The sequence below is a fragment of the Paenibacillus litoralis genome, assembly GCF_046244365.1.
GTDB lineage: Bacteria > Bacillota > Bacilli > Paenibacillales > NBRC-103111 > Paenibacillus_V.
The window spans coordinates 5,232,157-5,250,401 of the sequence record NZ_CP176395.1 but is presented as its reverse complement, the minus strand read 5'-3'; the positions used below and the strand labels follow the sequence as shown (position 1 = coordinate 5,250,401).

The following is an 18,245-nucleotide window of genomic DNA, read 5'->3' as shown; positions in this document are numbered from 1 at the left end:
GGGAGAGCCATGCCTTACCGGGTGTTAGTAGTCGATGATTCCGTGTTCATGAGAAAAATGATATCCGATATGATCGCGGAGCATCCCCAATTTACGGTTATCGCTACGGCCAAGAACGGCATTGAGGCTGTGGAACTCGCGAAGCAGCTTAAACCGGATGTTATTACGATGGACGTCGAAATGCCGGAGATGAACGGGCTTGACGCGCTTCGCATCATCATGAGGGAGCAGCCGACGCCGGTAGTCATGCTGAGCAGCTTGACGCAGGAAGGCGCTAACGAAACGATTTTGGCGCTCGAATGGGGAGCGGTCGATTTTGTGAGAAAGCCTTCCGGCTCCATCTCCTTGGACATCCATAAAGTGAAGGCGCTTTTGCATGAAAAATTGCTTGCCGCAGCGGTTTCGAGAGTCAGGAAGCTGCCTTTCGGGACCCGCATCCCGGAATCCGTACTGCCAGTATCCAAAAAACAGGCAGAACCGGCTGAGAAACCGTCCAGCTTTGTGCCGCAAACGGACAAGATCGAGCATCTCGTTGCGATCGGTACGTCAACCGGCGGTCCGAGAGCTTTACAGCAGGTGCTGGTCCAACTGCCTGCCGCATTCAAGGCTCCGGTCTTGATCGTGCAGCATATGCCGCCGAACTTTACGAAATCGCTGGCCCAGAGGCTTGACACGGTATGCGCCATTCGAGTCGTGGAAGCGGCCGACGGGATGCAGGTGCAGAACGGAACGGCTTATATCGCTCCCGGCGGCTTTCATATGACGTTGTCGCATGACGGCGCCAGAGGCTATAAGCTGCGGATCACGAAAGAGGAGCTTCGTTCCGGACATCGTCCTTCCGTCGACAGGTTGTTTGAATCGCTCGTTTCCTTTACGGAGCTGCGCCGACATATCGTATTGATGACCGGTATGGGCAGCGACGGGGCTGGTGGAATGGCCGCACTCAAGCTATCCGGAGCCGAAACGACGATTGCCGAATCGGAAGAAACCTGCGTGGTCTACGGTATGCCGAGAGCAGCTGTCGAGAAAAAGTGCGTCATGCACGTTTTGCGTCAGCAGGATATTCCGGTTAAGTTGGTTCAGGCAGTCATGCATTAAGGAATAGCGTCGGTTCCGTACGCAATCGATCGATCTTCGTGGAGGTGTTGAGAGTGGAATTGAATCAATATTTATCAATGTTTATTGATGAATCGAAAGATCATTTGCAGGCGCTGAACGAAAACCTGCTGGCTTTGGAGCAGCAGCCTAACGAAATCAGCATCGTACATAACATTTTCCGTTCGGCTCATACGCTCAAAGGGATGTCCGCGACAATGGGGTATGAAGATATTGCCTCGCTGACGCATCAAATGGAAAATGTGCTGGATCTGGTGCGGAACTTGAAGCTGAACATGAACGCCTACATCTTTGACGTGCTGTTCAAAAGCTTGGACGCGCTAGAGTCGATGGTTAACGATATTATTGAAGGCGGCACCGGCCGGTTAGACGTTTCGCCAATCGTCACGATGCTCAAATCGATCGTATCGGGCGATTATGAAGGCAAACAGCAAGGCGCGGCTGCAAAAACGGATTCCGGCAAGCAGTCGGATGTCGACGAATTCCAGTATTCCATTATGGAGCAGTCGATCGAAGCGGGCTTGAGCGTATTTTATGTCGAAGTGACGGTGCGCAAGGATTGTGTGCTTAAAGCGGCTCGCGCTTATATGGTATTTAACCAATTCGAACAGAACGGCGAGGTTATTAAAGCCATACCGAGCGTCGAAGAAATCGAGCAAGAGAAATTCGACGACATGTTTGCGGTTTATTACATATCGAACGTCGGCAAGGAACAGCTTGAGAAGCTGATCGGAGACGTATCCGAAATCGATTCCGTTAAAGTCGTTGCCATGACAGCCGACAATTTGCGCCAAATCGCAAAGAACGGCGCGCAGCACGGCAGTCCGTCAGCGGCTTCGCCCGTCCAAGCGCAGCAGCAGGCTGAAGCCGCTAAGCCGTCCGGCGAAAAACCCGCAGCTCCCGCGCAAGGCGGAGGCGGCCAGGCCAATCGAACGATTCGCGTCGATATCGAACGGTTGGATACGCTCATGAACTTATTCAGCGAGCTTCTGATCGATCGCGTAAGGTTAGAACAGCTGGCGGGCGAAATCCGGCGGAACGATCTGATCGAAACGGTCGAGCATATGGCGAGAGTCAGCAGCGATCTGCAAAATATCGTGCTCAAGCTCAGAATGGTTCCGGTCGAAACGGTGTTTAACCGGTTCCCGCGGATGATCCGCGACATCGCCAAGTCGCTGGACAAAAAAGTCGATCTTGTCATCACGGGCGCGGAAACCGAACTCGACCGGACCGTTATCGATGAAATCGGCGATCCGCTCGTCCACTTGCTTCGCAACGCGATCGACCATGGCGTCGAATCCGTGCAGGATCGCCTGGCGTCCGGAAAGAACGATACCGGGACGATTCAGCTTAGGGCGTTTCATAGCGGAAACCACGTATTCATCGAAATCGAAGACGACGGGAAAGGGATTCACCGCGAAAAGGTATTGAAAACGGCGCTGAAGAATAGCGTCATTACGCAAGAACAGGCAGCAAAAATGACCGATCAGGAAGTCTATCAGCTGCTTTTCGCCTCCGGATTCAGTACGGCTGATAAAATTTCCGACATATCCGGACGCGGTGTCGGACTGGACGTCGTCAAGACCAAAATCCAATCGCTCGGCGGCCATGTGCACGTGGATTCGAAGCTTGGCTCCGGCACGAAATTTTCCGTACAGCTGCCGCTTACGCTTTCCATTATCGCAGCGATGCTTGTGCGAATCGGAAGCGAGAAATACGCCATTCCGCTCTCCTCGATCGTCGAAACGATGGCTGTTCCCGCCGACAAAGTGCGCGTCATTCACGGCAGCCGCTTGATCGATTACCGCAAGAGTGTCGTGCCGATCGTATCGCTAAGCAATGTTTTCAAAGTGCCGGACACGGATGAGAACAGCAAAGAATTACATATGGTAATCGTACGCAAGGGCGATAAAGTGGCGGCGCTGCAAGTTGACGACTTTATCGGCCAGCAAGAAATCGTACTAAAGTCGCTCGGCAAATACTTAACGAACATTTTCGCCGTATCCGGCGCCACGATACTGGGAGACGGACAAGTAGCGCTCATTATCGACCCGAACGCGTTGATCAAATAACAACAGACCCGAATCGAGGAGGGCTTATCATGAGTGAAGAAATGAAAGTGATCGTGTTTACGCTCGGCAGCGAAGAATATGGGGTAGAAGTCGAAAAGGTGAAAACCATCGAGCGCATCATGCCGATGACCCGTGTTCCGAGAACGTTCCATTTCGTCAAAGGGGTAATCAACCTGCGCGGCGTCGTCACGCCGATCATCGATTTGCGCGGACGCTTCGGCCTTGAAGAAACCGAGCCCACCGATCAAACGAGGATTATCATCATTAATATTAAGGATATCGAAGTCGGCTTGGTTGTCGATTCGGCAAGCGACGTTATCGATGTCGACTCGGATTCGGTAGAGGATCCGCCGGAAATCGTGGGCGGCGTCAAGGCGAAATATTTACGCGGTGTGGCTAGAATCGGCGAGGACAGGCTGCTGGTGCTGCTGAACCTGGAAGAAGTGCTGAATAAGAGTGAAATCATCCAACTGGAACATATCGAGGAGTAGAGCCGTGAGCGATTTTACAGCATTTGCCGAGTTCCAAATGGATGTTTTGAAGGAAGTGGGCAATATCGGCGCCGGTCATGCCGCGACTGCATTGTCCACGTTGTTGGACAAGCCTGTCGACATGCTTGTTCCCAAAGTCCGGCTAGTTCCCTTTGAAGAAGTAGCGGATAGCGTGGGCGGTAACGAGACGATCGTACTGGCTATCTTTTTGCGGGTAGAAGGCGAAACGCCGGGCAATATGTTTTTCCTCTTGTCAATCGATTCCGCTAAGCGTATGCTGAATAGCTTGGTCGGCATCGAAGTGGAGGATACCGAGCATTTTTCCGATATGGAGCTTTCGGCTTTAAATGAGATCGGAAATATTTTGGCGGGGTCGTTCTTGACGTCATTGGCCGATTTTACAAAACTTTCGATGAGTCCGACCGTCCCGGCGCTAGCTATCGATATGGCCGGCGCAATATTGAGCTACGGGTTAATGGAATACGGACAGATGGGCGACCAGGCGATGCTGATCGATACGAAATTTTTGAACGGACAAGATACGATTGAAGGACAGTTTTTTTTCATTCCTGATCCGCAATCGTTTGAGACGATCTTCTCCGCATTAGGAGTACCACCCAGATGACGCAAACGAACCTGATTAAGGTAGGTATGGCTGATTTAAATGTTGCCCGTTTGACCGGCGTGCTCAAAACGACGGGACTGGGCTCATGCGTGGGCGTAACTTTGTTCGATGCCAGGCAGAAAGTGGCCGGTATGGCGCATGTTATGCTTCCTTCCTCGGAAATCGCCAAAGAAGGGAATATGAATATTGCCAAGTATGCCGATACCGCGCTGCCGGAAATGATCCGGAGAATGAAGGAACTTGGAGCGTCGCCGGATCGGTTGGAAGCGAAATTGGCGGGAGGCGCACAAATGTTCGCGTTTACGACCGGGAGCGACACGATGCGAATCGGCCCTCGAAACGTGGAGGCTTGCAAAGAAATGTTGAAGAAGTTTTCGATTCCGATTAAAGCAGAAGATACGGGTGGTAATTATGGCAGAACGATCGAGTTTGATAGTGAAACCGGTATTCTCGTTATACGAAGCGTTACATACGGCATTAAGGAAATGTGAAAGATGATAGGAAATTACCGCTGGAATGCGACTGTCGGATTATTTGGTTTTGCGATGACGTTCTTGCTGTCGCTTGGCAATAATTCTTTGCCGACAACGTTACTGCGAAGCGTGTACAGCTTTGCGCTGCTGTTCGTTGCGGTCTTTGCTTTTCGTTGGGTGCTCGGAACGGTGGCAGGCTTTTCGAATCCGGCACAGCAAGGTTTTCCTCATCGTGTAGATACGCCCGGTGAAAGTCATACGGGAACCAAGTTTGATATGAGTACACCCGACGATGACGCTCATATTCACGAAATGCTGAAGGGCAATATGCATCCTGGGCAGGACGATTCGTCATTTTCACCTCTGAAACCACCGAAGCTAGTCACCAAGAGCAATACGGATTCCGAAGAAATGGCCAAAGCGCTTCGTCATATGTCAGAAGAGTAAGGAAGGTGTACGCCCGCCATGATCGAGCATAAGCAGCCGCACTTGACCAATATGGATCTATGGAAGCAATGGAAGGAAGACGGAGTGCTGCAAGCCAAAAAAAGCTTGATCGAGCAGTATTTGCCGCTCGTCGACTTCGTGACTAACCGCTTGGCGATCGGTTTACCCAAAAACGTGAGCAAGGACGACTTATGCAGCCATGGCATTATGGGGCTGATCGATGCGATTGAAAAATTCGATTACCGGCGGGGTTTGCAATTCGAAACCTACGCGTCCTGGCGTATCCGCGGCTCGATCATCGATGGACTCCGCCAGGGAGACTGGGTGCCGCGCTCCATTCGCGAGAAGGCGAAACGGATCGAGGATGCTTATCAGAAGCTGGAACAGAAATATATGCGCTCCGTAACGGATAAAGAAATGAGCGAATATATGCAAGTATCCGAGACGGAATTCAGCCAAATGATTCAGGATATCGCCGTCACTTCGGTATGCTCGATAGACGATCCGATTCGCGAAGAAGAGTCGGAGACGCGGCTCTCGTTGTTGATCGACGACAAAGCCAAAAATCCCGAATACAAGGTGAACGAGTTTTTCTTGAAGGAAACGCTTGCCAAGGCCATCGAGAGATTGACCGAAAAAGAAAGGACCGTCGTATCGCTGTTTTATTTTGACGACTTGTCCCTGAGCGAAATTGCGGAGGTGATGTCGCTGTCGCCGTCCCGGATTTCGCAGCTTCATTCCAAGGCGATTCTGCGGCTTCGCGGTTCGTTAAACCGGTTTAAGGTCCAGCTCTTTATCGATCAATAGTAACAGCAGCAAGGGAGGATTATCGTGAGTGATTCCGCTCATCTTTCGGAGAACTTCATTAGAGTGACCGTGTCGAGCGACAAGCTGAAAGCATATATGCAAGTAACGAGGCTAGACGAAACGATCCAATGTACGGCCGTTCAATTGGAAAGCATGCTTAGAGCTCAACTGATCACGGTCGGCGTGAAGCATGGCGTCCTGCATGAAATCGCGATGAACCCTTTGGGGTTTGTGGAAGAGAAAGCGGTCGTGGCTGAAGGGGAACTGGCAATCAGCGGTACGGACGGAGTCATTACTTTCCTGCATAACTTGGATCAAGACGATAAGAAGCCCCTTGAAATGGAAAACGGCAAGGTGGACTATAAGGAAGTGACGGCGCTCAGCAATGTGCGTAAAGGCGAGTTGATCGCCAAACGAGTTCCACCATCGCCGGGAACGCCAGGCAGAGGGGTGACCGGCGAGATTTTGCTCCCCCGGGAAGGGAAAGAAGCGAGGTTTAAACTCGGGAAAAATGTTGTGGTGAGCGCCGAAGGGCTGCATATGTATGCGGCGATTGACGGCATGATCGTCAAAACGGATCGCGATAAGATCAACGTTTTTCCCGTTTTCGAAGTGAATGGGGACGTGGATTACAACATCGGCAATATCGATTTTGTAGGAACCGTTGTCATTCGCGGCAACGTGCTCCCGGGCTTTAAGGTAAAGGCCTCCGGAGATATTCGCGTTACGGGAGGCGTAGAAGGCGCCGATATGGAAGCGGGCGGCTCCATCGAAATAAGCGCGGGCATTTTGGGCCAAAACAAAGGCTTGATCAAAGCGGGAGTCAACGTAAAAAGCTCCTTTATTCAAGATGGCAATGTCGAGGCGGCTGAGCACATCCTGGTTTCTCAAAGCATCATGCATTCCAACGTGCGGGCGGGTAACAGCGTCGTCTGTCTCGGAGCCAAGGGATTGATCGTCGGCGGCATCATTCAAGCCGGAGATAAGGTTACTGCCCGGACGATCGGCAATTCGATGTCGACGAACACCTTCGTTGAAGTAGGGGTGCTTCCGGAGCTCCGCAATGAGCTTATTCAGCTTCGGGGACAAGTAAGAACGGGACAAGAAAATCTGGACAAAACCGAAAAGGCGCTTGTCATCCTTGATCAACTTGCCGCTGCGGGACAACTGACTCCCGAAAGATTGGCGATCCGCGTGAAGCTGCAGCTTACCAAAAAACAAGCAATCGAGGAGCAAACCCAGATTCGGGAACGCATTCTAGAAATCGAAAAGTCTTTGTCCGATACGGATAAAGCAAAGGTCGAAGTGCTGTCCATCGTATATGGAGGCACCAAAATCGTGATCGGAAGGTATACGAAGTTCGTCAAAGATGCGGTGCAGCGCGTAGTTTTCCGCATTTCCGACGGGGATATTTCGATGGTTCCTTATTTGTAGACGGCTGCTGGAGCAGCGGAATGAGGTGAGCCCATGAACTTCAAACCGATAGACCTGCAGCTCGCTGTTCATAAGAACGGTGATGCTGCGCACTGGCAAAACCAAATGCAGCAAAAGCCTGTGCTTGACCAAGCGGCAGCGGCAGGTGCCATGCAGAAAGATGCGGAATTGAATCGTTCGAGAAGCGAGAAAAGCGAATCGGCTGCCAAGGCGAACATTCGTGACGAACGCAAACGATCGCGGCCTGATCGCCAAACGACTGAAAGCAATCGGCAACCGGGTGAAAGTGAGGGAGCACCGCAAAGCTGCGAGCATCCGTATAAGGGACATCGGATTGATTTGTCGCTGTAGCTTCCGCTACGTTTGCGATGAAGAAAAGAGGCTTGGACATGAATGATTGGGTTGTGCTTGTAGTAATCGGAGCAGGCTGTATCGTGCTTTCGCGTTTTTTGCCGAAGACGTCTTCTCCTCCTGCTGCCAGTATGGTTAGAGAGCTAGAGGAAACGATGGAGCATTTTGCCTCGGAAATCGAGGAAGAAAATAAACAGCTGCTCGACTCGGTTTCCCGAATGAAGCAGACGCACGAACAGCAGGTTGGCAAACTAACCGATAAAATCGAATCGCTCGAAAAGCAAAGCTTGGAGCTCTCCAGCGAGTTGAAGCATTTGATCTACAGCAAGCTGCAAGCGCTCGAGAACGGTAATGCGCTTACGGCAGCGGCTTTGGCGCCGGTTGAAGCCGAAGCTGCGAAAGCTGCGGAGCTCGCGGCGGAGGCATCCAAGCCAAACGTATCCCCGGAGGAAGAGGTAGGGGATGAAACGAAGCAAACGGAATCGGTCGGCATGCGGGATCGATTTGCACATATATTCAATCTTTACGACGAAGGAAAATCCATTGAACATATCGCCAAAAAGCTGGGGCTAACCAAAGGTGAAGTCAACTTGATCGTCCAGCTTGCGAAGCAGGAGGAGGAAAGTCGTGGTTAAGCTGAGAAACATGTTGGCCGGGTTCGGCGCAGGACTGATCGTCGCTTCCGTCTCGCTGCAGCTTACGCAAGCAACTGCGGAAACCAAACCCGCCGCTCCTTCTTCCGGAGACGTGCAATTGGATGAAACGAAGGTCAAGCAGTGGGCGGAATCGAACGGATATCAGTTGGTGAAAAAAGATCCGAAGGCGGCTTCTAATCCCTCGCCTGCCGCATCGCAGACTTCGACGCCTGCCCCTTCACAAGCGCCATCCGCAGCACCCGTGCAGACGCCGGCTGTATCTGCGCCGGTATCTCCGGCTTCGCCAAAAAGCGTAACGATACCGGACGGCATTAGTTCAACGCAGGTAGGGGAGATTTTGTCGGGAGCGGGCATTATCGACAAAGCGGCATTCGACCAATCGCTTAAGCAAGCGCAGGCGACAACGAAGCTGCGCAGCGGCACCTACTCGTTCACACCCGGAGAGAAGCCGGAGAGTATCATTGATAAGCTGACGAAAATTCCCGCTGAATAAATAAAACTCCGCAGATTTCTTGACAGAAATCTGCTTTTTATTTTTGGATACGATGCGATTGCGGTGGATGAAGAAGCATTGGTCATGCTTTTGGACCCGATTTCCGACAACAACTTATATGTTATTTGGCAAAGTGTTGCAACGACTCGGCCAATTATGTTATAGTTATTGTCGGCGTTGAAAAACACACGTCGATCAATTCGCGCAAAGGTGCTTTTTTCGAAAAGTTTTGCGCTGAAGATGCGATCGTCGGAGGCCACAAAAACCAAACTAGAGGAGGTGAGTGAAGATGGCAGTCATTTCGATGAAACAGCTGCTCGAGGCTGGTGTGCATTTCGGACACCAAACCCGTCGCTGGAACCCGAAAATGGATAAATACATCTTCACCGAAAGAAACGGCATTTACATTATCGACCTGCAGAAAACTGTGAAAAAGGTCGAAGAGGCTTACAACTTTGTTAAGTCTGTTGCCGCTGAGAATGGAACGTTCCTGTTCGTAGGAACAAAGAAACAAGCGCAAGATTCCGTTAAAGAAGAAGCGGAACGTTGCGGTATGTTCTACATCAACCAACGTTGGCTCGGCGGAACGCTGACCAACTTCCAAACGATCCAAAAACGGATCGACCGCCTCCACCAGCTGGAGAAATGGGAACAAGACGGCACGTTCGAAGTGCTTCCGAAGAAAGAAGTTATCATTCTTCGCAAGGAAATGGAACGTCTTGAGAAATTCCTCGGCGGTATTAAAGGCATGAAAGGTTTGCCGAGCGCATTGTTTATCATCGACCCTCGTAAAGAGCGTATCGCGGTTGCAGAAGCGCGCAAACTCGGTATCCCAATCGTAGGTATTGTCGACACCAACTGCGATCCGGACGAAATCGACTATGTCATTCCGGGTAACGACGACGCGATTCGCGCGGTCAAGCTGTTGACGGCGAAAATTGCCGATGCGGTTATCGAAGCTCATCAAGGCGAGCAAACAACTGCTTAAACCCAAATGTGAACGTAACAAGAAAGGGTGGGTTGAAGGTGAATAACCTATCACCCGCCCTTTTTTTGAAGGAATTTGATTTTATGAACTAAGAATTGGGGCCCCCCAGAAAGTACTCGGAATAAGCTTCGGCAGCTTCGCTTCACTTTGTGGGGATTATCTAAAGGAGGAACATACGAATGGCAGCAGTTAGTGCAGCAGCGGTTAAAGAATTGCGCGAAAAAACAGGAGCAGGGATGCTCGATTGTAAAAAAGCATTGGAAGCGGCAGACGGCGATATGACGAAAGCGATCGAAGTATTGCGCGAGAAAGGTCTTGCGGCAGCGGCAAATAAAGCAGGCCGTATCGCCACGGAAGGCGCTGTAGGTTCCTACATCCACGCCGGCGGACGTATCGGCGTATTGGTTGAAATCAACTGCGAAACCGACTTCGTTGCAAAAACCGACCAATTCAAAGATTTCGTTAAAGACATCGCTATGCAAATTTCGGCATCCAATCCGAAATTCGTTAGCCGCGATGAAGTGCCTCAAGAAGAGCTCGAGAAAGAACGCGAAATTTTGAAAGCTCAAGCACTGAATGAAGGCAAGCCTGCCCACATCGTCGACAAAATGGTGGAAGGCCGTCTTTCCAAATACTATGAAGAGTTCTGCTTGCTGGAACAATCCTTCATTAAAGATCCGGACAAAAAGATTGAGACGCTTGTTAAAGAGAAAATCGCAACAATCGGCGAGAACATCTCGATTCGTCGTTTCGTTCGCTTCGAGCTTGGAGAAGGTTTGGAGAAGAAAGTCGACAACTTCGTCGAAGAAGTAATGGCTCAAGCTAAAATGTAATAATTTTCAAAACAAAGATGGAACACCTTATCGTGTTCCTTCTTTTTTCACCTAGCAAAACTAAAAGATTTACATGCATAGAAGGTTGAAATTTGTTATTTTGTTAATGGAGGTTTACAATTGGAACAGCCCAAATACAAACGCGTTGTATTGAAACTGAGCGGTGAAGCGTTAGCCGGCCAGCAAGGCTACGGTATCGATTCGCTTACGATTGCCTCCATAGCGGAGCAAGTGAAGAAGGTCCATGAGCTGAATGTGGAAGTGGCGATCGTTGTCGGAGGCGGCAATATTTGGCGCGGTATCGCCGGCAGCGCAAAAGGGATCGATCGCGCGACCGCGGATTATATGGGAATGCTTGCGACCGTGATGAACTCCCTGGCGCTTCAGGATGCGCTTGAGAATGTCGGAGTACCAACTCGCGTTCAGACGTCCATCACGATGCAGCAGGTTGCAGAGCCGTATATTCGGCGGAGAGCCATTCGTCACCTAGAGAAAGGGCGCGTTGTCATTTTTGCGGCAGGCACCGGAAATCCGTACTTTTCTACGGACACAACGGCTGCTCTTCGTGCAGCGGAGATTGAAGCCGAAGTCATCTTGATGGCCAAAAACAAAGTCGATGGCGTCTATTCGGCGGATCCGTTCAAAGACCCGTCGGCGGTGAAATACGAGACGCTTACTTATTTGGACGTATTGAACCAAAACCTGGGCGTAATGGATGCGACGGCGTCTTCCTTGTGTATGGATAATAACATCCCGCTCATCGTCTTCTCGATTACCGAAGAAGGCAACATCAGACGAGTCGTGCTAGGAGAAAAAATCGGTACCATTGTTAAAGGGAGTGTAAAATAATGCCGCAATCGGTCAAAAAAAATGCCGATGAACGTATGGAAAAAGCGATCTCTTCTTTGAAAAAAGAACTTGCCTCGCTGCGCGCTGGCCGCGCTACACCCGCGCTTCTCGACAGAATTCAAGTGGAATATTACGGGGCGTTAACGCCGGTCAATCAATTGGCGAATATCAACACGCCTGATTCCCGCACGCTGATGATTCAGCCTTGGGACAAAAGCTCGATCGGCGCGATCGAGAAAGCGATCATGAAATCCGATCTTGGTCTGACGCCTTCGAATGACGGTGCATCGATTCGTATCGTGATTCCGGCGCTTACAGAGGAACGGCGTTCCGAACTGGTCAAAATGACGCGGAAATCCGGCGAAGAAGCCAAGGTTGCCATTCGCAACATTAGACGCGATGCGAACGATGAAATTAAAAAGCTGGAGAAAACGGCCGGTTTGTCGGAAGACGAGTCCCGTCGCCACCAGGAAGACGTTCAAAAGTCGACGGATAAGTTTATTGCGGAAATCGATAAGACATTAGCGGCTAAAGAAAAAGAAATCATGGAAGTGTAGCTTAACGATTCGAACCCCCAGTCTGGTGGGGGCTTTTCGCTTTTTCGTTCTTTTCTGAATGGTTTGAATCCGTCGTGGGGGAAACTTGGAATGATGCGTTTCTTTAAAAAGCTAGTTGGTGCCAACAACACAGAGGAGATATCCGACATATCTGCAGGCAATGTCCCGAACCACGTCGCCGTCATCATGGACGGCAACGGAAGATGGGCGCAGCAGCGCGGATTGCCGAGAGTCGCGGGACATCATGCGGGCATGAAAAATGTCAAAAAAATTACCGTCGCTGCTAACGATATCGGCGTTAAGGTCCTGACGCTATACGCTTTTTCAACGGAAAACTGGAAGCGACCGCGCGATGAAGTCGACTTTTTGATGAAGCTGCCGCAAGAGTTTTTCCCGCTCGAAATCGAGGAACTGATCGAAAAAAACGTTCAAATCCGGATGACGGGCTGGAAGGAAGATATTCCGCCTCATACGCTTAAAGTCGTGGAAGATGCGATAGCCAAGACGCAGCATAACGATGGGCTTATTCTCAATTTTGCCTTCAACTATGGAAGCCGCAGAGAGATGCTTGAAGCGATGAAGCAGTTGTGCCGGGAGATGAACGAAGGAAAGCTTTCCCCCGAACAGCTGTCGGAGGAGCATGTGAGCGAGCGCCTTCTGACTTCCGACCTGCCGGATCCGGACTTGCTGATTCGGACGAGCGGAGAGCTGCGTCTCAGCAACTTCATGCTCTGGCAGCTTGCCTATTCGGAATTTTGGTTTACGCAAAAGTATTGGCCGGATTTCACCGAAGATATTTTTTACGAGTCCATTCGTGAATATCAACGTCGCGTCCGGCGTTACGGCGGCTTGAAATAATCGCGGTGTCCGGTTGGAGGAATGACGTTTGAAGCAGCGAATCATCACCGGAATATTAGCAGGCGTCCCGTTTTTGGCATTTTTGTATTTTGGTGGTTATTGGTATGCCACATTGCTGTTCGTGCTCGCCTGCATCGGGTATGACGAGTTTATGCGAATGTGCGGAATCGGCAAAAATATGCCGCTGCGCATCATCGGCTTGGCCGGCATTTTTTTGCTGGTAGATCCGTGGCAGCTTGCTTGGATAGCGGACAAACTGCCTGTACATACGATCGTCTGGATCGTCATGCTATTATTTTTCGTACTGACGGTAACGACGAAAAACAAAGTGACGGTAGATCAAGCGGCTTTGCTTTTTCTCTCCGTCATCTATATCGGCTTCGGCTTTCACTACATGATTGCAACCCGCTTGCCGGAGAACGGATTGTTCTGGACATGCCTAGTCTTCATCTGCATTTGGATCACCGACTCGGGGGCCTATTTTACAGGACGGGCAATCGGAAAGACGCCTCTTTGGCCGGCGATCAGCCCGAAAAAAACGGTTGAAGGGGCTCTCGGAGGCGTCGTGCTGACGGTGGTAGCCGCTATTTTATTCTCAGTGGCAAAACCGGAGATGCTCGGCATCGGCCGTGCGATCGCACTCGGTGTCGTCATTGCGGTAGTCGGACAGATGGGCGATTTAATTCAATCCGCGTATAAACGTGTGAAGGGGATTAAGGATACCGGCTCGCTTCTGCCCGGACACGGAGGTGTACTCGATCGCGTCGACAGTTGGCTGATCGTGTTTCCTTTTGTCAATCTGCTGGCCGTCCTTCCTTCCATGTAAGCAATTATTCAGGATCTAGACCCGTAAACGTTTTTGCTTATGAAGAGGTGTGCAGGATGAAAAAAATATCGATTCTTGGCTCGACTGGCTCGATCGGAACGCAAACGCTGGACGTTATCGCGCATGACCCGGAGCGTTATTCGGTTGAAGCGCTTGCGGCGGGAGGCAACATTCAACTGCTGGCGGAGCAAATACGTAAATTTCGCCCGCGGAAAGTGTCCGTTGCAACGAAAGCTCATGCCGAACAGTTGAAGCAAGAGTTCGGAGCTTCGACGCAATTTTTTTGGGGGCACGAAGGACTTCTTGAGACGGCAGCCGGAACCGATGCGGAGTTGGTTGTTACCGCAATGGTCGGCAGCGTAGGGCTTCAGCCCACGCTTGCGGCGATTGAAGCCGGCAAACAGATCGGACTTGCCAACAAGGAAACCCTAGTGACGGCAGGCCATCTTGTAACGGCTCTTGCAGCAAAACGCAGCGTCCGGCTGCTTCCGATCGATAGCGAGCATTCGGCTATTTTTCAATGCTTAAATGGCGAACATCCCGATCAAATCAACAAAATTACAATAACGGCATCAGGCGGCTCGTTCCGCGACCGTACCCGAGAGCAGCTGGTTGGCGTAACGGTAGAGGAAGCGCTCAACCACCCTAACTGGTCCATGGGCGCGAAAATTACGATCGACTCGGCTACGATGGTCAATAAGGGCCTGGAGGTCATCGAGGCTCATTGGCTGTTCGAATTGCCTTACGATCGAATTGACGTCATGCTGCATCCGCAAAGCGTCATCCACTCGATGGTCGAATTCGTCGATAACAGCGTAATTGCCCAGCTGGGAAATCCGGATATGAGGGTGCCGATACAGTATGCGCTTACTTATCCCAATCGATCGGTTACGCCTACCAAGCCGCTTAACCTTGCGCAAATAGGCACGCTCCATTTTAAAGAAATGGACTACGATCGTTTCCCATGCTTAAAAATGGCGTTTGCGTGCGGCAGGACGGGTGGTACGGCGACAACGGTGTTCAATGCGGCGAACGAAATGGCGGTTTCGAGGTTTCTAAACGGGGAGATTCAGTTCTTGCAAATCGAGGACATCATTTCGATCGTTCTGGAGAAGCACGAGTCGGTATCATCGCCAGACCTTGAGCAAATCCTGCATGCGGATCGATGGGCTAGAGAAACCGCAGCGGGTATCCGATTCTAATCATTCCGGACAGCGTTCGCGTTGCCCGGTTTTTTTTGAAACGAGAATTTGCTGTTTCTGCCGAGACGAACGAATGTCGGGCGGCGGCTCCCTGAAAGCCGGTTGGCTTGTATTCGCAACCGTAATAATGGTAATCTTAGAACATACGCATGTTAAACGGTTATCGAATGCGGCTCGTTTTATGTTGCCGATAGGCCTATAGGGAGGGACTCCATTGTCATATGTCCAGAACGGTTTGCAGATTGTCCTGATGTTTTTTGTGCTTGTAACGCTTCATGAATGGGGACATTTTTACTTCGCCAAGCGCGCGGGGATTTTGGTCAGGGAATTTGCGATCGGTTTTGGGCCGAAGCTGTTTTCTTATAAGAAAGGCGAAACGCGCTATACGCTGCGTCTCTTGCCGATCGGCGGTTTTGTCAGAATGGCGGGAGAAGACCCGGAAATCGTGCAGATCAATCCCGGGCAAACGATCGCGTGCAAAGTCGTCAACAATACGGTTACCGAGCTGTATCTCGACAAGGTGGACTACCGGGTTGATGCCGTTCTTGGCGTCGTCGAGCAGATCGATCTGGAGAAAGAGCTTTTCGTCCGTCTTCAAGTGGAAGATGAGCAGCTAAGATTCCCGATTCACCCTCAAGCGATGATGGTGACAGGGGGCAAAGAGCATCAAATCGCACCGCTTGACCGTCAATTCGGCAGTAAAACGGTCGGCCAACGCGCGCTTGCGATTTTTGCGGGTCCGGTCATGAACTTTTTGCTGGCTTTCGTTCTGTTTCTGCTTTTCATGATTGTGAACGGCGTTCCGGAAGCTGTTAAGCTAGGCAGGATCGAACCGGGCTCGCCCGCCGAAAAAGCCGGTTTGCAAGCGGGGGATATTATTCGCGAAGTCAATCATGAGCCGATCGGAACGGATCGCGTCAAGCTTACGGATCTGATCAAAGGCTCCCAAGACAAGCCGATGAACTGGATAATCGAGCGCAAGGGCGAGCAGCTGCAGAAGGAAGTAACGCCTAAAGAGAAAGACGGCGTGACGCTCGTAGGAATCGGACTGGAATGGAACAACCGCGGCGTGAAAACCGGCGAAGCGATTAGCGGCGCATGGGATAACATGACCTTCGCGACGAAGCAAATTTTGCTGGGCTTCAAAACGCTGGTTTTCGGCCAGTTCAAAATGGATGATTTAGGCGGACCGATCCGTATCGTCGAGGAATCCGGCAAATATGCCGAAGCGGGTCCGGCTCCGATGATATTTTGGTCGGCGCTTCTCAGCTTGTATCTCGGTATATTCAATTTGCTGCCTATTCCGGCGCTTGACGGCAGCCGTTTAGTCTTTCTAGGTATCGAAGCCGTCAGAGGCAAACCGATCGACCCGAATCGCGAGAGCATGGTCCATTTTATCGGCTTTGCGATGCTGATGCTTTTAATGATTGCCGTTACGTACAACGATATTTTACGGTTGATGAAAGGTTGACGTCCGGCTTGCTGTATCATAGGGAAGTGCTGCCGGGATGACGCTGATCGTCCCGGTTCATTCGAAAAGTGGGGCAGGAGAACAAAACATGGCAAACGACAAACAATTTGTCAAAGAAATTACGCCGCAGAGCGAAGATTTTTCCAAATGGTATCTAGACGTTATCAAGAAAGCCGATCTTATGAGCTATTCGCCCGTTCGCGGCTGTATCGTGTTCAAGCCGGACAGCTATGAGATTTGGGAGCTGTGCCAGCGGGAGCTGGACGCCCGTTTCAAAGAAACCGGGCATCGTAATGCGTATTTTCCTCTTTTCATCCCCGAGAGCTTCTTCCAAAAGGAGAAGGAACACGTCGAAGGCTTTAATCCCGAGCTCCCATGGGTAACCGAAGCCGGCGGAGAAAAGCTGGAAGAGCGGTTGGCTATCCGCCCGACATCCGAAACGATGATCGGTCATATGTACTCGGAGTGGATCAACTCTTATCGCGATTTGCCGCTGCTGATTAATCAATGGGCAAACGTCGTGCGGTGGGAGAAGCGGACGCAGCCGTTTTTGCGGACGAGCGAGTTTTTGTGGCAGGAAGGTCACACGGCGCATGAAGACGAAGCAGATGCGCGCCGCGAAACGATGCAAATGCTCGAAATATACCGCGAGTTCGTCGAAAACTTCTTGGCCATTCCGGTAATCGTCGGTCAAAAAACGCCGTCCGAGAAGTTTGCCGGCGCAGTGGATACGTATTCGATCGAGGCGATGATGAAAGACGGTAAAGCGGTCCAAGCGGGAACGTCCCATTATCTCGGCACTAATTTCGCCGTCGCGTTCGACATTAAGTATTTGGATCGCGAGAACCAGCATACGTTCGCCCATACGACGTCCTGGGGCGTCAGCACGCGTCTCATCGGCGCGATGATTATGGTTCATGGAGACGATCGCGGGCTGGTGCTCCCGCCTAAGGTAGCGCCGACACAAGCCGTTATCATTCCGATCGGGCCGCCGAAAACGCGCGAGCAGGTCGTAGCGCGTACGAACGAACTGTTTGCGCAGCTGAAGCAGGCGGGTGTTCGAGCGAAGGTGGATGACCGTCCGGATCAAAGTCCGGGCTGGAAATTCAACGAGTACGAAATGCGGGGCATCCCGGTACGCGTCGAGCTGGGACCGCGCGACATGGAGAACGGACAAGTCGTTCTTGTTTCCCGCGTATCCGGCGAGAAGCGTGTCGTGGCGCAAGATCGATTTGTTGAGGAAGTTCAGCTCATGCTGACGGAAATTCACAACGATATGTTCGAGAAGGCGAAGCAGTTCCGCGACGAGTACTTCACATCGGTCGAGACGCTTGACGAAATGAAGCAATTTCTCGATCAGCAGCGCGGATTCGTGCTTGCCGGCTGGTGCGGCTCGAACGCATGTGAAGCGCAGGTAAAAGAAGAAACGGGCGCGACAAGCCGGAATATACCGTTCGAGCCGGGCGAACACAAAACGAAATGTCTAGTATGCGGCGATGCTTCGAAGCATACGGTCGTTTTCGGGCGCGCCTACTAAACGAATATATAGACAATCGGTCGCAGGGCTGCGGAGATATTCTCCTCAGCTCTTTTTTGCCGCTTATGGCTTGATAAGATTCGCTGCGGTTATTTATTTTGCAAAAATATCAAAGCATTGGGAGAGCAAAAAGATTGAGATAACCGAACGTCTCTTATA

General features: G+C 51.1%; 20 protein-coding genes. All 20 read left to right on the top strand.

The window, feature by feature from the left end; genetic code table 11:
* The first annotated feature begins 9 nt into the window (after positions 1-9).
* The 20 genes from ACKGJP_RS22080 to proS all read left to right on the top strand — a co-directional run bounded on the left by ACKGJP_RS22080 (position 10) and on the right by proS (position 18,086).
* Positions 10-1,098, top strand: a complete 1,089-nt coding sequence (locus ACKGJP_RS22080) for a chemotaxis response regulator protein-glutamate methylesterase (RefSeq protein ID WP_409340956.1) — start codon at positions 10-12, stop codon at positions 1,096-1,098.
* Between the two features lie 53 nt (positions 1,099-1,151).
* Positions 1,152-3,188: a chemotaxis protein CheW gene (locus ACKGJP_RS22075; RefSeq protein ID WP_409340955.1), complete on the top strand. Its 2,037-nt coding sequence runs from the start codon at positions 1,152-1,154 to the stop codon at positions 3,186-3,188.
* A 29-nt stretch (positions 3,189-3,217) separates the two neighbouring features.
* The gene (locus ACKGJP_RS22070; RefSeq protein ID WP_409340954.1) at positions 3,218-3,679 is read left to right on the top strand and encodes a chemotaxis protein CheW; all 462 of its coding nucleotides are present in this window, start codon (positions 3,218-3,220) and stop codon (positions 3,677-3,679) included.
* Positions 3,680-3,716: 37 nt separating this feature from the next.
* Positions 3,717-4,304 carry a chemotaxis protein CheC gene (locus tag ACKGJP_RS22065; protein WP_409347230.1) on the top strand — a complete coding sequence of 196 codons (588 nt, stop codon included), beginning with the start codon at positions 3,717-3,719 and terminating at the stop codon, positions 4,302-4,304.
* A complete protein-coding gene (locus ACKGJP_RS22060) occupies positions 4,301-4,795 on the top strand; it encodes a chemotaxis protein CheD (protein ID WP_409340953.1) in 495 nt (164 codons plus the stop codon). The genes ACKGJP_RS22065 and ACKGJP_RS22060 overlap by 4 nt, the downstream gene beginning before the upstream one ends.
* Before the next feature lie 3 nt (positions 4,796-4,798).
* The gene (locus ACKGJP_RS22055; RefSeq protein WP_409340952.1) at positions 4,799-5,224 is read left to right on the top strand and encodes a hypothetical protein; all 426 of its coding nucleotides are present in this window, start codon (positions 4,799-4,801) and stop codon (positions 5,222-5,224) included.
* 18 nt (positions 5,225-5,242) lie between these two features.
* Positions 5,243-6,031, top strand: a complete 789-nt coding sequence (locus ACKGJP_RS22050; protein ID WP_409340951.1) for a FliA/WhiG family RNA polymerase sigma factor — start codon at positions 5,243-5,245, stop codon at positions 6,029-6,031.
* Between the two features lie 24 nt (positions 6,032-6,055).
* On the top strand, positions 6,056-7,465 hold the full coding sequence (locus ACKGJP_RS22045) for a DUF342 domain-containing protein (protein WP_409340950.1): 1,410 nt from the start codon (positions 6,056-6,058) through the stop codon (positions 7,463-7,465).
* Positions 7,466-7,498: 33 nt separating this feature from the next.
* Positions 7,499-7,816, top strand: coding sequence for a hypothetical protein (locus ACKGJP_RS22040; protein WP_409340949.1), 318 nt, complete (start codon positions 7,499-7,501; stop codon positions 7,814-7,816).
* Positions 7,817-7,854: 38 nt separating this feature from the next.
* The gene (locus ACKGJP_RS22035) at positions 7,855-8,451 is read left to right on the top strand and encodes a DUF6115 domain-containing protein (protein ID WP_409340948.1); all 597 of its coding nucleotides are present in this window, start codon (positions 7,855-7,857) and stop codon (positions 8,449-8,451) included.
* Positions 8,444-8,965 (top strand): hypothetical protein, encoded by a 522-nt coding sequence (locus ACKGJP_RS22030; protein WP_409340947.1) that lies wholly within the window; start codon positions 8,444-8,446, stop codon positions 8,963-8,965. The genes ACKGJP_RS22035 and ACKGJP_RS22030 overlap by 8 nt, the downstream gene beginning before the upstream one ends.
* 289 nt (positions 8,966-9,254) lie before the next feature.
* Entirely contained in the window at positions 9,255-9,953 is a 699-nt protein-coding gene (gene rpsB, locus ACKGJP_RS22025) for a 30S ribosomal protein S2 (protein ID WP_113028846.1), read from the top strand.
* Between the two features lie 179 nt (positions 9,954-10,132).
* Positions 10,133-10,786, top strand: coding sequence for a translation elongation factor Ts (gene tsf, locus ACKGJP_RS22020; protein WP_409340946.1), 654 nt, complete (start codon positions 10,133-10,135; stop codon positions 10,784-10,786).
* A 120-nt stretch (positions 10,787-10,906) separates the two neighbouring features.
* Positions 10,907-11,635: a UMP kinase gene (pyrH, locus tag ACKGJP_RS22015; protein ID WP_409340945.1), complete on the top strand. Its 729-nt coding sequence runs from the start codon at positions 10,907-10,909 to the stop codon at positions 11,633-11,635.
* Complete coding sequence (frr, locus tag ACKGJP_RS22010; RefSeq protein ID WP_409340944.1) at positions 11,635-12,192, top strand: ribosome recycling factor; 558 nt, start codon at positions 11,635-11,637, stop codon at positions 12,190-12,192. Before pyrH ends, frr begins: the two co-directional genes overlap by 1 nt.
* Positions 12,193-12,282: 90 nt before the next feature.
* A complete protein-coding gene (locus tag ACKGJP_RS22005) occupies positions 12,283-13,050 on the top strand; it encodes an isoprenyl transferase (RefSeq protein ID WP_409340943.1) in 768 nt (255 codons plus the stop codon).
* Positions 13,051-13,078: 28 nt separating this feature from the next.
* On the top strand, positions 13,079-13,876 hold the full coding sequence (locus ACKGJP_RS22000; protein ID WP_409340942.1) for a phosphatidate cytidylyltransferase: 798 nt from the start codon (positions 13,079-13,081) through the stop codon (positions 13,874-13,876).
* Between the two features lie 56 nt (positions 13,877-13,932).
* Positions 13,933-15,078: a 1-deoxy-D-xylulose-5-phosphate reductoisomerase gene (locus ACKGJP_RS21995; protein WP_409340941.1), complete on the top strand. Its 1,146-nt coding sequence runs from the start codon at positions 13,933-13,935 to the stop codon at positions 15,076-15,078.
* Positions 15,079-15,292: 214 nt separating this feature from the next.
* Entirely contained in the window at positions 15,293-16,549 is a 1,257-nt protein-coding gene (gene rseP / locus ACKGJP_RS21990; RefSeq protein WP_409340940.1) for an RIP metalloprotease RseP, read from the top strand.
* Positions 16,550-16,637: 88 nt separating this feature from the next.
* Positions 16,638-18,086 (top strand): proline--tRNA ligase, encoded by a 1,449-nt coding sequence (gene proS / locus ACKGJP_RS21985; protein ID WP_409340939.1) that lies wholly within the window; start codon positions 16,638-16,640, stop codon positions 18,084-18,086.
* Positions 18,087-18,245: the final 159 nt, after the last annotated feature.

Excerpts from the sequence above, each read along its gene's own strand:
- ACKGJP_RS22080 (WP_409340956.1), top strand. The coding sequence starts at position 10 with ATGCCTTACCGGGTGTTAGTAGTCGATGATTCCGTGTTCATGAGAAAA.
- ACKGJP_RS22070 (WP_409340954.1), top strand. The coding sequence starts at position 3,218 with ATGAGTGAAGAAATGAAAGTGATCGTGTTTACGCTCGGCAGCGAAGAA.
- ACKGJP_RS22065 (WP_409347230.1), top strand. The coding sequence starts at position 3,717 with ATGGATGTTTTGAAGGAAGTGGGCAATATCGGCGCCGGTCATGCCGCG.
- ACKGJP_RS22060 (WP_409340953.1), top strand. The coding sequence starts at position 4,301 with ATGACGCAAACGAACCTGATTAAGGTAGGTATGGCTGATTTAAATGTT.
- ACKGJP_RS22055 (WP_409340952.1), top strand. The coding sequence starts at position 4,799 with ATGATAGGAAATTACCGCTGGAATGCGACTGTCGGATTATTTGGTTTT.
- ACKGJP_RS22050 (WP_409340951.1), top strand. The coding sequence starts at position 5,243 with ATGATCGAGCATAAGCAGCCGCACTTGACCAATATGGATCTATGGAAG.
- ACKGJP_RS22040 (WP_409340949.1), top strand. The coding sequence starts at position 7,499 with ATGAACTTCAAACCGATAGACCTGCAGCTCGCTGTTCATAAGAACGGT.
- ACKGJP_RS22035 (WP_409340948.1), top strand. The coding sequence starts at position 7,855 with ATGAATGATTGGGTTGTGCTTGTAGTAATCGGAGCAGGCTGTATCGTG.
- rpsB (WP_113028846.1), top strand. The coding sequence starts at position 9,255 with ATGGCAGTCATTTCGATGAAACAGCTGCTCGAGGCTGGTGTGCATTTC.
- tsf (WP_409340946.1), top strand. The coding sequence starts at position 10,133 with ATGGCAGCAGTTAGTGCAGCAGCGGTTAAAGAATTGCGCGAAAAAACA.
- frr (WP_409340944.1), top strand. The coding sequence starts at position 11,635 with ATGCCGCAATCGGTCAAAAAAAATGCCGATGAACGTATGGAAAAAGCG.
- ACKGJP_RS22005 (WP_409340943.1), top strand. The coding sequence starts at position 12,283 with ATGATGCGTTTCTTTAAAAAGCTAGTTGGTGCCAACAACACAGAGGAG.
- ACKGJP_RS21995 (WP_409340941.1), top strand. The coding sequence starts at position 13,933 with ATGAAAAAAATATCGATTCTTGGCTCGACTGGCTCGATCGGAACGCAA.
- proS (WP_409340939.1), top strand. The coding sequence starts at position 16,638 with ATGGCAAACGACAAACAATTTGTCAAAGAAATTACGCCGCAGAGCGAA.